This is a genomic window from Actinomadura geliboluensis, assembly GCF_005889745.1.
Classification (GTDB): domain Bacteria; phylum Actinomycetota; class Actinomycetes; order Streptosporangiales; family Streptosporangiaceae; genus Spirillospora; species Spirillospora geliboluensis.
The window spans coordinates 1-12,561 of record NZ_VCKZ01000278.1; the positions used below are offsets into that span (position 1 = coordinate 1).

Genomic DNA, 12,561 nt, shown 5'->3' on the forward strand with positions numbered 1-12,561 from the left:
GCGGGCGGACTGGTCGCGGCGGTGACCGCGGGCACCCTGGTGCTGGCGGGCGGGAGCGGTCCCGGTTCGGCACCGGCCAGCGCCGCCGAGCTGCTCACCCGGGCCGCGCAGGCGGCCGGGGACGGGCAGGTCGCGGATCCGCGTCCGGGCCAGTTCGCCTACCGGGAGTCGGTCGCGCTGGAGCTCTCGACCGGCAGCGGGGGCTCCTGGTTCCGGAAGGTGCGCTACCAGGAGTGGCGGCGGGCGGACGGCGCAGTCCCGGTGTATCGGCGGACCACGCTGCTGGGGCTCGTGCCGCTGCCGGGTGGGAAGGTGCCCGCCCGGGCATGGGAGCTCGCGCGTGCCGGGACGGGCGCAAGGTTCCTGCCGTGCGCCTCTGAGCCCACCGCGCCGAACGCGCCGTACGCCGTGCACCAGAACCTGCCCACCGACCCGGCGCGGCTGCGCGGTGCCCTGGCCGCGGGGGTGGACGCCGGGCAGCGAGCGGAACTGTCCGAGGACCAGGCCGTGTGGGTCAACCTCACGGCACTGGCCTCCGCGCAGCCGCCGCCCAAGGTCCAGGCGGCGCTGTTCACCGTCGCCCGCCAGATCCGGGGCACGCGCCTGTCCGGCCGCACGACCGACGCCGCCGGGCGTCCGGGCCTCGCGGTGACCCTCGACACCCGGCCCGGCGAACGCGAGGAGCTGATCTTCGACGCCAAGACCTACCGCTTCCTCGGCTGGCGCGGCACGGCGACGGGCGACACCCTGCCCGCCGCAACCACGACCGCCGACGTCGCCGTGACCAAGACCGCAACCGTCGACGCTCTCCCGGCGGGGGTCTCCACCTCCGGACACACCTGCCCAGACACACCCGGCGACTGACCGGATCAAACCGATGCAGGGCCGTGTGAGCCTCCCGGCGCCCACACGGCCCTGCTGGGCAACTCAGGCACACCCAGGCAAAGACGACCGAACCGGCCCCTCTGGACGAAGCAGAAGGGAGTGGTTCTTTCGGCTCAGGCGAAGAGGGCGGCGAGACCAGGGGTGAAGTCGCTGGCCCGGGCGCCCAGGATGGTCCGTTGCAGGACGAACCCGGGGAGCAGGGTGACCAGGACCTTGGCGATCTCCTCCGGGGGCGTTCCGGCGGGGAGTGCGCCGGTCCGCTGGTACGAGGCGACGATGCCGGCCAGCATGCCGCTCACCGTGTCGATCAGTTCGCTGACGGCGGTGGCCAGCTCCGGCGTGTAGGTCGCGGTGGCCCATACCTGGACGGCGATCAGGGCCACCTGGTCGGCCTCGTCGATCCGCTCCATGGTGGCGAGGGCATGCTCGAGCAGTTCGGGCAGCGGGAGCGGGTCGGCGGGGTCGAAGGTTTCGGTGATCGAGGACTTGAGCCGGTCGAGCGCCTCGCCGGCGACGGCCAGCACGATCTCGTCCTTGCTGCGGAAATAGCGGTACAGCCCGCCCGCCGAGATCTGCGCCTCCTCGAGGATCTGCTGCACCGACGTGGCGTGGAAGCCGTTCCGGACGAAGCAGCGCTTGGCCGCCGCCATGATGTGCCGGCAGCGCTCGTCTCGGTACTCGTCGGTGACCACACCCATGGTCGACAGATTAGAGCGAACGTTCGTTCTTGACAACTTTCCCGGGTCGGCCGGAGACTTGCGGCAAGCGAACGAACATTCGTTTTAGGAGTCCGATGGATCTGCCAGACCTCTCCGGCCCGTCCGGGATCCGGATCAGACTGCTCGCCCCGGTGGCGATCGCGATACTCGTGGCGTTGCCGGTCTGGGCCTTCTCCTGGGGTGCGGCGCGCACCGCGCCGCGCGACGTCCCGATCGGCGTCGCCGGACCACCGGCCGCCGTCGCGCAACTGAGCGAGCGGCTCAGCGCCGAAGGCATGTTCGACGTGCGCGCCTACCCTGATCTCGCGGCGGCCCGGTCGGCGATCGAGGATCGGGAGGTGTACGGAGCGCTCGTCCTCCGGCCCGGCGGCACGACACTGCTCAAGGCATCGGCGGGCAGCCCGGCGGTCGCCGAGATGCTCGAGAAGATGGCGGCGGACGGCCCGGCGCGGCCCGAGCAGACGATCGACGTGGTCGCGGCGTCCCCCGCGGACCCGCGGGGCGCGGTGCTGACCTCGTCGGTCATGCCGCTCGTCATCGTCAGCGTCCTGACCGGTGTGATCGTCTACCTGGTCACACGCTCGGCATGGGGACGGTCCCTCGGTCTCTTCGGCGGGGCGGTGCTGGCCGCGCTGGTCGTCACAGGGATCATCCAGGGATGGCTCGGCGTGCTCGGCGGGGACTGGTACCTCAACGCGGCGGTGCTCGCCCTCATCGTGATGGCCATCGCCGGGGCGGAGATGGGCGCCGAGATGCTGCTCGGCCCGAAGGCCCTCGCCGTCGTCGCCCCGCTGATGGTCTTCATCGGCAATCCCTGGTCGGGCGCGTCGTCCGCCCCCGAACTGCTGCCGGAGCCGGTCGGCTGGATCGGCCAGGCCCTGCCCCCGGGGGCAGGGGTGACTCTGCTGCGCAGCACCGCGTTCTTCGACGGCGCCGGCAGTGCACGGGCACTCGTGGTCCTTCTGGCGTGGGCGGCTCTCGGCCTCACCGCGATACACGCCGCGGACTGGCGGCATCGGCGGTTGAAGGGCCGCCCGCCGACCGCTACCGCAGCGCAGCTCGCGGCCCGACCCGGATCAGTTCTGTGAAGGCGCCAAGCTGATCCTTGGCCGGCCCCAAGATGCCGGACGTGAACGGGACACTCGCGCAGGACGAGGCGCCGCTCACCGTCACGTGGGCGAGCATCCTGAGCTGGGCCAGTCCCTTTAGCGGGGGGACGACCACCTGACCTGAGCCCTGCCAGCGTCGCAGGCAGGTGTCGCGGCGGTCGCGTGCCATTCGGCGTGTCATTGCATTCGCACAGCTCAGGCGGCATGTAACCGCGCACAACATTGCGTCCGTCAGTTCGAATAACACATCCGCCCGCGCTGTAAGGCACCCGAACAAGCCCACCCTGAACCCGGACAACACGCTTCGCTCATCGACACCAGCGCGCTCACCCAGCAGACTCAACCCACAGCCTCCTGGGGCGACCACATGGCTCCTTGGCCGTTGACAGATGATCACGTGGAGGCCGGGCCCGTGACTGGCAAACGCCCCAGCTCCCCAGCGGGCAACCTGGCTGACCCTGAAGATAAGAGCCTATTTGAACGTTCCAGTCCGGTCACTGAGGCCTGACGGCCAGCACGGCGTCGGCGGCCGCTCGGAGGGCGGCGATGGGGTCGTCGCCGAGGGGGTAGACGCCAACCTGGTCCGCGCCGGCATCGAGGTGCGCGGTCAGGCCGTGCGCGAGGTCGGCCGGGCCGCCGTGGGCGACCAGTGCGTCGATGAGGCGGTCGCTACCGGCGCCGGAGAGGTCCTCGTCGGTGAAGCCGAGCCGCCGGAGGTTGCTCGCGTAGTTGGTGACCTGCAACGCGTTACCGGGCGGCGCGGCCCGGGCGACGGCGCGGGCGCGCTCGACGTCGGGCTCCGGCAGCGCGAAGTGGCCGGGGAGCACCAGCTTGCCCGCACCGAGGACCTCCCTCGCCCGCCGGGTGTGCTCGGGCGTGACCAGGCAGGGGATGGTTCCCGCGGTGCGGTCGCGGGCCAGCCGCAGCATTCTCGGACCGAGGGCGGCCAGCACCACCCGCTCGGCCGGGACGCCGGCCAGCGCGAGTTGGTCCAGGTAGGACACCAGGGTGTCATATGGCGACGCCCACTCGGTGTGGACCTCGCGGTGCCCGATCCCGACGCCGAGCATGAACCGGCCGGGGTGCCTGGCGGCGATTCGGTGGTAGGAGGCGGCGACGGTCTCGGCGTCGGCGGTCCACACGTTGACCACGCTCGTGCCGACCACCAGCCGGCTTGTGGCGTCGAGCAGCTCCTCCGCGAAGGCGAGGTCGGCCGGTGGCGATGCGTCCAGCCACAGCGTGCCGTAGCCGGCCCGTTCCACCTGCACCGCGCTCTCCGGGCTCACTTCGTGCTCGCGTAGGTGGGCGCCGAGCAGCCCCAGGTCGATGTCCATGATCCGATCCCAGCAGCACGCCGTGTCGGGAACCAGGACCAGTTCCGACGCGCTCGATAACCTGGAGGCATCGTCGCAGAACAGGGGGCGGCTCGGTGGAACTGCGCACACTGCGCTACTTCGTTGCGGTCGCCGACGAACTGCACTTCGGGCGGGCCGCCGAGCGGCTGCACATCGCCCAGCCCGCGGTCAGCAGGCGGATCGCTCAGCTGGAACGGGAGTTGGGAGTCCGCCTGCTGGACCGTTCACCGCGCCGGGTCCGGCTCACTGCTGCGGGGCACCGGGTGCTCGCCGCGGCGCGTGATGCGCTCGCGGCCGCGGACCGGGTCCAGGCCGCCGCCGGTGCGCCGGCGGGCACCATGCGCATCGGTACCACCGCCGGGTTCACCGCTCGCCTGGAGCGCGGGATCGACGCGCTGCGCGAGCACCCCTCGGCGCTCGGCGTCGACGTCGTGCTGGTCGACCTTCCACTGGCGGCTCGTCTGGACAGGGTGCGACGGGGGGAGATCGATCTGGCACTGGCTCGGGGGGTGCGTTCGGCGCCCGGGCTAAGGGTGCTGCCGACGTGGACAGAGCAGCTGTTCGCGATCGTGTCCGCGCAGCACCTCGCCGCCGGTCGCTCGACGGTCGGCCTGGCCGATCTCCCCATCGGCGAACTGCGGATCCTGTCGCGGGACCACGGCCTGTTTCTGCCGCAGGCTTTGAGAGCCGCGATGCGGAGGGCCGGGGTCGAGACTCGGGTCGACCGCGTTGCCGGGACGGTCCAGGACACGATCGTCGAGGTCGGCTCCAATCCCCGTAGCTGGACCGTGCTGCCAGGCGACCAGGTCGCGGAGATTCGCTCCACCCGGGTGCGGGCGATCCCATTCGCACCGCAGACCACGATCACCGGCAGCGTCGTGGTACCGGTCGACCTCTCGCACACCTGCGCCGCCGCGCACCAGGCAGCCTTTGGAGATTGACCTGCCCACCGCAAGATGCGGACCCGACGCGCTGCGGCGAGGGCGGGTAGACGGGTGAGGGCCCACGGGGATGTGGGTCCTCACCCGTCGCGAACATGTTGCTGCGCGTGCTGCGCCTCACCGCGTTTTCGTTTCGCCTCCGGCGGCGTCCAGCCAGGCGTTGAACTCGGCTTCCGGGGCTCCCGAGCCTCCGGTCGCCCACACGATGTGCGTCGAGTTGCCGATACGGCCGTTGAGGGCGTGCCGCTCAAGGTAGGTGCGGCCCTCAGGTGTTCGGGTCAGCATCCGGGGACCGGGCAGAGCCGCAGCTGCCGACGGCTCGACACGTTCCCCCACAGCCTCATGGATGTGGGCGACGGCGCGAAGTGCGTCCGCGTCCGTCACGGTGAACACCCCCGAGGCCCTGGGCCCTGCGGCGGCGACCGCGATCCCGGATGCGAGGGGAACGGCCAGTCCGTCGAGGTCGGTCCGGTTGGTCAATCCGTGATCGTAGACCGATCGCGGTGAGCCATGGAGCAACCCGAGTAGGACGGAAGGAGACTGGACCGGCTCCACGAAGAAGCAGTGGACGTCGCTCCCGAACTCGCGCCGCAGGCCGAGGGCGAGGCCCGCCGGTGCGCCGCCCACCCCGCACGGAATGTAGACGAACAGTGGATTCCTCTCGCCGACTACTATTCCCGCCTGCCGCAACTGTTCCTTGAGGAGTGATCCGGCCGTGCTGTAACCCCACAGCAGGGACCTGGAATCGAGGTCGTCGACGAAATGCGCGTCGGCGTCCCCGGACGCTGCCTTCCGCCCTTCGGAAACGGCGCGTTCGTAGTCACCGTCATGGTCCACGACCCTCGCCCCAGCCTTGCGGAGGCGTTCCTTCTTCCATTCCTTGGCCTCGCGTGACATGTGCACCGTCACCTGGAAGCCCAGCAGTGACCCCATGATGCCGATGCTCAAGCCGAGGTTTCCCGTGGAGCCCACCTCCAGACGGTGGTGGGCGAGGGCCCGGCGCGCCCGCCGTAGCGACTCGCCACCGGTGGGCGTCGCACCGAGAAGCGTCTCGGCGTGTTCGAGAACCTCGTGGAAGCCGCCCCGGGCTTTCACCGACCTGGCGACCGGAAGGCGATGATCCCCCTTGATCCAGAGGGTGCCGTTTTCGCCGTCGAGATGGTCTGGCTGGAGCGGGCGCGCGGGAATCAGCGGGGAGTCCACCGTTCCGTTCGTCCGTGCGAAGTCGGGGTGCAGTTCCGCTAGCGAGCCCCGCCAGTTGCGGAACCGGTTCAGTGCCTCCTCGTAGCCGGTTCCGTTCTCCCACTCGTCCTCGGCCTCGGATCGCGCACGGGGGTTGAGCCAAAGGCCCGGCGTCCCCTCTTCCAGCCAGGACGGGATGCGCTCCCCGCTCACCGTCGGCCACCGAACACAGGTCCATGGCCGTAGAGTCGCGTCCCGGGCCGGAGATGCCGGTAGGGGACGCTCGTGGGGTCCATCGGGACGCCCGCCGGTTCGGCGAACTCGATCACCCGGTCCGCGATGCCCGCGAAGTCGGCGCGGTAGTGGTTGGTGCTCTTCACGACTATGAGGGGGTAGTCCTCAGGGACGGCGCCGACCGCGGCGAAGCACGCCCGCTCGATGTACCAGGAGCGGCGGCTGCTGAGGACGACGGAGATCCCGCCGACCCGGACGTGCGCCATGCGCCCGAGATCGAGTTCACCGCCGGCGAGCATGGGTCCCTCAAGGGGGAACGGGCCGTCGTGCAGGCCCATCACCTCTGCCTCGGCCTCGAACGGCTCGTGCCCGGGCAGGTGCTTCCCGCCGATGCCCAGCCGCAGGGTCGCACCGACGCCCGCCTCGTGCGCCGCCTGCGCCGACTGCGGGTCGAAGACGACGCCGACCACGGCGCGCGGCACCGCCAGTTTCCGCAGGGTCTCCAGGATCTGGGGGGAGTCGCTCGGCGACCCGCCGCCCGGGTTGTCCTGAACGTCGGCGAGGACGGTTCGCCCACCGTCTCCGGCCGCCAGCGCGGTCTGGACGGCCGACACGCTGTCGGGCAGATCCACCCGGAACGCGTGCTCCGCTTCGAGGATCACCCGTTCGAGGCCCGCCAGGGCGTCCTCCAGGGGCCCGGCCTCGGGACCGAACCCGAAGACGCTGGGGTGGCAGTGCGGCACGTCGGCCGGCGAGAACCCCATCATCACGGTGAGGAAGGTCCCGGGAGGGCACTCCGCCTCCAGTTCACGGAGGCGGTCGTAGATGGTCCGGCCGGGTTCGGTGTCGGTGGACTGCAGGTAGATGGGCATCAGGAAGGGCACGGCGACGTAGCCCCGTGCGAGAGGCGCGCCGGCCGCGACGCGCGCACGGAGCAGCCCGTGAGCGCGCGCGCCCGTCGCGTACATGTCGGTGTGGGGGTAGGTCTGGTACCCGACGGTGCCGTCCACCGCCTCGATGAACTCCGCCGAGGTGTTGCCGTGCAGGTCGAGCGTGGTGACGATCGGGACGTCGGCGCCCACCAGTTTCCGTACGCGGCGGGCCGTCTCCGCGTCGGCGTCGGCGATGTGCTCCGCGACCATCGCCCCGTGCAGTTCCAGGAAGACGGCGTCGAACGGCCCCGCTGCCCGCAAGGCGCCGAGTAGTTCTTCAAGGAGGCGCTCGTAGCACCCCCGGGTCAGACGTCCGCTGGACTGGGCGAGCGAGTGGTAGACGGGCACCGGATCGTCGCCCGCCTTGCGGGCGGCGTCGGCGAACCCGTGGAGGGAGAACAGCGGCGGGGTCTTCGCCAGGACGTCCGCCCCGCGGAGTACCGGTCCTCCCTTGAAATCTCCGAAGTCGGTGTAGGTGGTGGGGAACGGCGAGAACGTGTTGGTCTCGTGCACCAGTCCCGCGATCGCGATCCGCATTTCAGACCTTTCCGTTCTCTGTCGTGCGCGTGTCCTGGTCCCGGACGAGGGGGGTGCCCTTCGTCTCCGGCAGCGCCCACAGCACCACGGCCAGCGAGACGATCGACGCGCACGTCAGGTAGATGGCCGGGGCGGTGACGAGCCCCGTCTTGTCCACGAGATAGGTGGCGATGTACGGGGCCGTCCCGCCGAACAGCATCGTGCAGGTCCCGTACGCCACGGCCGAACATGTGTACCGCACCCGGGTCGGGAACAACTCCACCGTCACCACCCCGGCGATCGGCACGAGGAGGAACGGGGACATCATGAGCAACTGCGCGGCGATGACCGTCGCCAGGTTGTTCTCGCCGACCAGCGCCATGGCGGGCCAGGGAACGACGGCGAGCCCGGCGCACAGCAGCATCAGCCCCCGCCGGCGGGGGATCCGGTCGGCGACGCGCGCCGCGAACGGCAGGCCGACGATCAGGAACCCCAGCGAGAGGGAGCTGACCAGCAGCGACTTGCCGTCCCCGATGTTTCCGCGTTCGATCAGGTAGCTGGGCATGAACACGAACGCCAGGTAGAAACCGACCTGGATGGCGATCCAGAAACCGAACAGGGTCGCCATCCGCCCGCCGTGGCTGCGGAATGCCTCCCGTACGGGGAAACGAGCCGTGCGGCCTTCGGCGGCCACCGTGCGGTACGCCTCGCCGTCCTGGATCCGCATCCGGATGTAAAGGCCGATCAAGCCCAGCGGGAGGGCGGCCAGGAACGGGATACGCCATCCCCACGACTCCATGTCCGGGGTGGACACGCGCCACGCGAGGAACGTGACCAGCAGCGCGGCGCTCAACTGCCCCAGGAACTGTGAGATCTGCAGGGTGCTGCCGTACCAGACGCGACGGGAGTCCGGGGACGCCTCGATGAGCAGTGTCTGCGCGCCGGACTGCTCGCCGCCCGCGGAGAATCCCTGCGCGAGGCGGAGCAGGACGAGCAGCGCCGGAGCCCAGAGCCCGATCTGCGCGAAGGAGGGCATCAGGCCGATCACGCCCGTGGAAGCCGACATGATCAGGACGCAGATCGCCAGTGACGTCCGGCGGCCGTAGCGGTCACCGAGGTAGCCGAAGAAGAAGCCGCCGAGCGGCCGGGCGAAGAACGCGATCGCGAACACCGCGAACGTCGCCAGCAACTCCGCCGTGCGATCGCCCTGTGCGAAGAACTGACCGGCGATCAGGTAGGCGAGATAGCCGTAGACGGCGAAGTCGAACCATTCCACGAAGGTGCCGACCGCGGCGCCCGTGACGACCCTTTTGAGGTGGGGGTCCGCCGTGGGGTCCATCTGGTCCGAGGCAAGGGCAGGACGAAGCATTTCTCTCACTACATTCCTGTGAGGGGGAGATGAACGTTGAGGTCGGATGTCTTGCCGAAGAGTCCGCCTTGGCCTCCGGTGTGCCAGAAGACGACCGGCCTGGTGGAATCCACCTGGCCGGTCCTGACGAGATCCAGCAGGCCACCCATGGCGCGCCCGGTGTAGACGGGGTCCAGAACGACGCCCTCCAGCCGCGCCACCAGGCGGATCGCGTCCACCTCCAGAGGGCCGACGACGCCGTAGCCGCCTCCCAGGTACTCGTCCCGGACGTCGATGTCCTCCGCGAGGTCAGCCGGTTCGCCGGCCTCGGACAGCAGCCGCCCGACGATGCGCCGGAGCGTGTCGGCGGGATGCAGCACTGAGATGCCGATCGTCCGTGATCCCGGGGCCCAGGCGCTCCGCCCGCCCCGCACCAGCCCTGCCTGTGTGCCACCGCTGCCGGACGCCACCACGACGGTCGCCCCGGTCTCACGCACGGCCGTCATCTGCAGGGCCAGTTCTTCGGCGGCCCGCTCGAACCCGAGAGCTCCGGTCGCGCTGGAACCGCCGAATGGGATCAGGTGCGGTCGCGTGCCGGCCGCCATGAGCTCGGCCTGAAGCGCGCCTAGGGAATCGGTGAAGGGTGGGCCCTCGTCCGTCCAGTGGAGGTGGGCGCCGTGCAGTACGTCGAGCAGCAGGTTGCCCTCGATCAGTCCGGGTTCTTTCCCGCCGAGGACGACGTGGCACGCCAGGCCGTGCCGTGCCGCAGCAGCGGCCGTTTGCACGACGTGGTTCGACTGGGGGCCGCCCGCGGTGATGAGGGTGTCGGCACCGGCGCGCAACGCCTCCGCGAGGAGGTATTCGAGCTTGCGCGCTTTGTTCCCGCCCAGCGCAAGGCCGGTCAGGTCGTCGCGCTTCATCCAGATCGGGGGCCCGCCCAGGTGTTCGCTCAGCCGGGTCAAAGGCACCAGGGGTGTCGGCAGGAGCGCCAGAGGCACCCTGTCGGGCGCGATGGCCTGCTCATGGCCGGACCCGTCGGTGCGACGTCCCTCGCCACTGGTCGTCATACTCGGATCTCCTCAACCTCGCTACAGAAGTCCCAGCGCGGTTTCGTCCGGTACTCGGCGATGCGCCCGAACACCTCCGCGCAGCCGCCGGAACGCGGATCGACCGTCATGAGGGCACGGTCGAGCAGTTGCTCGAACCGCGCCGGAGGCGTCGCGGCGTCCACTCCCACGAGGTGGATGTCCGACCACGCAGGCAGATCCGGGTCGGCGAAAAGGACGTCCTGGGTGGAGAGCGGCAGAAATTCCAGGGCGTGCCCCTGCCGCAGCATCTCCGCCATGGCCGGTGTGCAATGCCGGCCCATCGTCGTGTCGTACTCCGCTCTGTGCGCGTCGGGCACGAAGATGTACTCGACGGCCGTGACCCGGTCCAGCAGCGCGTCCGCGCCGACGGCGCACGCGGGCCCGCCGGAGCCGTGCAACATGGGGCCCGAAAGTGTCTCCGCCCGCTTCGCGCCGTCCGCGCAGCAGTCCGTGCCCGGGTCGAACACGTGCCGCAACGACGGCACAGGCTCCGCCGAGTCCGGCAGGCAGTGCAGGTGAAGGACGTTCCACAGGTCCCGCTCGTCACCCGCCGCGTACGTCAGGACGCGCCGGTAGGTGCGCCGCCACAGCAGGCGTCCCACGCGCTGCTCGGCCTGCCAGTGGCCGAGGTGCGCCGACGCCAGATGCCGCACACGGGCGGAGAACTCCGAGGTCGCGACCGCTTCGACCACCGCGACGCAGCGGCCGGTCGTGCTGACTGTCTCCATGCGGACCAGGTTCCACGCCGCACATCCGGCACTCCCGGGATCGCCGTACCGTCCGGCTCAGGCACCGCCCGATGCACGAAACACCGCCTCAACCTGCGGCGAACGCAGGATTACGTAACGTCGGCCCGTCCTGTGGGCTGTGCGGAGTACCAGGGGTCGAGCGGAATGACCTCGCTGGCGCGCCCCTCGTCGTCGAGGACACGCCCGGACAGCTTGCGTTGAAGAGTCACGTACTGGACTTCGTTCACTCGCAGACCGGGATCCAGGGCCTCCAGGTCCGAGAGCAGGTCACTGACCTGGGACCGTTCATGTGTGCTCAGTGCGAACAACAGGTTGGACGCGCCGCTGATCTCGACGGCGAGCCGGCAGCACCGCCATTCGGCGATCTTCGGTGCCACCTTCCGCAGGGAGCTCTCGGGCACCCGCAGCCACACGAGGGCGAGGACCGGCCAGCCCGCCACGGCCCGCGCCATGTCGCACCGGAGGTCGAGGAGGCGGGCTCCGACCAGCCGGTCCAGGCGGCGTTTCTCCGCCTCCGCTGTGGCGTCGAACGCGGCCGCCAGCGTCTTCAGTGTCGACCGGCCGTCGCGGGACAACTCCACGAACAGCTGGCGCCCCTTCTCGTCCACCTCCACCGCCCCACCGAGAGGCAGAGGCTTCCTCGGCTCCGCCAACGCGGACCGCTGAGCGGCACTCAGCGCGCCCAGCGGCCACTGAATCGAGCCGTACAGGCGCCCGCAGATCTCCGTGCGGGATGCCGCGATACCGTCCAGCGCGGCCAGTGAGCTGAGGGAGCGAGTCAGGGCCGCCCAGCCCGGAAACAGCACCAGCACGAACAGGTCGTACTTGCCGGTCGTCTCCTGGACCGTCAGCGAATGCGGGAGGCGCACCATCGCGTCGATGACCTCCTCGCGTCCGTGCGGTGCGAGCTCGGCGCGGATCACCGCCATGCCCAGGTCCGGCCACAGCGCAGGCCCCGGCCATGCCGTGACCCACGCCAGCCCGCCGTCGACTATGCGGTTCCACCGGCGAGCCAGCGTCGTCGGCGAGGTGTCGAGCAGCGCGGCGAGGTCCGTCCAGCGAACCCTCGGCCGGGTGATCAATGCGTCGATGATCGCGAGGTCGAGCTCATCCATGGCAGTCTCCCGACCGTGGGCCAAACCATCCCCGGAGGCGAGCCTAACGACTGCGGCTGTCGTCCTGACATGGCGATACGCTGGTGCTCAGCCTTTCCCGGTAGTGCTTACGCCACTTCGGTGACTGGTCGGTGGTGGCCTTAGCGAGGAGCGATGTGAGGATCGGCTCGGCGTGCGTCCACAGCAGCGCGCCACCGACTCCCGGCACCGCGCTGCGCTGAGTAGCGGTCATGTGAGCTTCCCCCGGTTCCACGGACACCTCATCTGAGTTGACCTTGATCAACTTGGGAAGGAAGTGTCTCGTGCCACCACCTCACCCGCCCGAGTTCCGGCGTCGCGCCGTCGAACTGGCCCGGACCGGCGACAAGTCGGTCACCGCGCTGGCCAA

The 12,561-nt window shown here is 70.3% G+C and carries 11 protein-coding genes; 3 read left to right on the top strand and 8 right to left on the bottom strand.

The genetic code is table 11. The features are described from left to right. The coding region (locus tag ETD96_RS45160) for a CU044_5270 family protein (RefSeq protein ID WP_171069304.1) at window positions 1-864 on the top strand (864 nt) is incomplete at its 5' end. Window positions 865-998: 134 nt separating this feature from the next. On the opposite strand, the gene ETD96_RS30385 is transcribed toward ETD96_RS45160, so the two are convergent. After that, window positions 999-1,583: a TetR/AcrR family transcriptional regulator gene (locus ETD96_RS30385; RefSeq protein ID WP_138639921.1), complete on the bottom strand. Its 585-nt coding sequence runs from the start codon at window positions 1,581-1,583 to the stop codon at window positions 999-1,001. 95 nt (window positions 1,584-1,678) lie between these two features. Between ETD96_RS30385 and ETD96_RS30390 the strand changes: the two genes are divergently transcribed. Continuing rightward, the gene (locus ETD96_RS30390) at window positions 1,679-2,692 is read left to right on the top strand and encodes a hypothetical protein (RefSeq protein WP_205719521.1); all 1,014 of its coding nucleotides are present in this window, start codon (window positions 1,679-1,681) and stop codon (window positions 2,690-2,692) included. Between the two features lie 515 nt (window positions 2,693-3,207). Here ETD96_RS30390 and ETD96_RS30400 read toward each other — a convergent pair. Next, the gene (locus ETD96_RS30400) at window positions 3,208-4,047 is read right to left on the bottom strand and encodes a TIGR03620 family F420-dependent LLM class oxidoreductase (protein WP_138639923.1); all 840 of its coding nucleotides are present in this window, start codon (window positions 4,045-4,047) and stop codon (window positions 3,208-3,210) included. 95 nt (window positions 4,048-4,142) lie between these two features. Between ETD96_RS30400 and ETD96_RS30405 the strand changes: the two genes are divergently transcribed. Beyond that, window positions 4,143-5,009, top strand: coding sequence for a LysR family transcriptional regulator (locus tag ETD96_RS30405; RefSeq protein WP_138639924.1), 867 nt, complete (start codon window positions 4,143-4,145; stop codon window positions 5,007-5,009). 117 nt (window positions 5,010-5,126) lie between these two features. Here the strand turns inward: ETD96_RS30405 and ETD96_RS30410 are convergent, their stop codons facing one another. The 6 genes from ETD96_RS30410 to ETD96_RS30435 form a co-directional block, all read right to left on the bottom strand. Continuing rightward, entirely contained in the window at window positions 5,127-6,404 is a 1,278-nt protein-coding gene (locus tag ETD96_RS30410) for a D-serine ammonia-lyase (RefSeq protein WP_138639925.1), read from the bottom strand. Next, a complete protein-coding gene (locus ETD96_RS30415) occupies window positions 6,401-7,894 on the bottom strand; it encodes a M81 family metallopeptidase (protein ID WP_138639926.1) in 1,494 nt (497 codons plus the stop codon). Before ETD96_RS30415 ends, ETD96_RS30410 begins: the two co-directional genes overlap by 4 nt. Window position 7,895: 1 nt before the next feature. After that, complete coding sequence (locus ETD96_RS30420; RefSeq protein ID WP_171069305.1) at window positions 7,896-9,212, bottom strand: MFS transporter; 1,317 nt, start codon at window positions 9,210-9,212, stop codon at window positions 7,896-7,898. A 38-nt stretch (window positions 9,213-9,250) separates the two neighbouring features. Then, the gene (locus ETD96_RS30425) at window positions 9,251-10,288 is read right to left on the bottom strand and encodes a D-cysteine desulfhydrase family protein (protein ID WP_138639928.1); all 1,038 of its coding nucleotides are present in this window, start codon (window positions 10,286-10,288) and stop codon (window positions 9,251-9,253) included. Further along, window positions 10,285-11,037 (bottom strand): hypothetical protein, encoded by a 753-nt coding sequence (locus tag ETD96_RS30430; RefSeq protein WP_138639929.1) that lies wholly within the window; start codon window positions 11,035-11,037, stop codon window positions 10,285-10,287. The genes ETD96_RS30425 and ETD96_RS30430 overlap by 4 nt, the downstream gene beginning before the upstream one ends. A gap of 110 nt (window positions 11,038-11,147) precedes the next feature. Next, window positions 11,148-12,173 (bottom strand): Lrp/AsnC family transcriptional regulator, encoded by a 1,026-nt coding sequence (locus ETD96_RS30435; RefSeq protein ID WP_138639930.1) that lies wholly within the window; start codon window positions 12,171-12,173, stop codon window positions 11,148-11,150. Window positions 12,174-12,561 lie beyond the last annotated feature (388 nt).

Bases quoted from the DNA above. Each gene is read 5' to 3' on its own strand.
- ETD96_RS30385 (WP_138639921.1), bottom strand. From the start codon at position 1,583: ATGGGTGTGGTCACCGACGAGTACCGAGACGAGCGCTGCCGGCACATC.
- ETD96_RS30390 (WP_205719521.1), top strand. From the start codon at position 1,679: ATGGATCTGCCAGACCTCTCCGGCCCGTCCGGGATCCGGATCAGACTG.
- ETD96_RS30400 (WP_138639923.1), bottom strand. From the start codon at position 4,047: ATGGACATCGACCTGGGGCTGCTCGGCGCCCACCTACGCGAGCACGAA.
- ETD96_RS30415 (WP_138639926.1), bottom strand. From the start codon at position 7,894: ATGCGGATCGCGATCGCGGGACTGGTGCACGAGACCAACACGTTCTCG.
- ETD96_RS30420 (WP_171069305.1), bottom strand. From the start codon at position 9,212: ATGGACCCCACGGCGGACCCCCACCTCAAAAGGGTCGTCACGGGCGCC.
- ETD96_RS30425 (WP_138639928.1), bottom strand. From the start codon at position 10,288: ATGACGACCAGTGGCGAGGGACGTCGCACCGACGGGTCCGGCCATGAG.
- ETD96_RS30430 (WP_138639929.1), bottom strand. From the start codon at position 11,037: ATGGAGACAGTCAGCACGACCGGCCGCTGCGTCGCGGTGGTCGAAGCG.
- ETD96_RS30435 (WP_138639930.1), bottom strand. From the start codon at position 12,173: ATGGATGAGCTCGACCTCGCGATCATCGACGCATTGATCACCCGGCCG.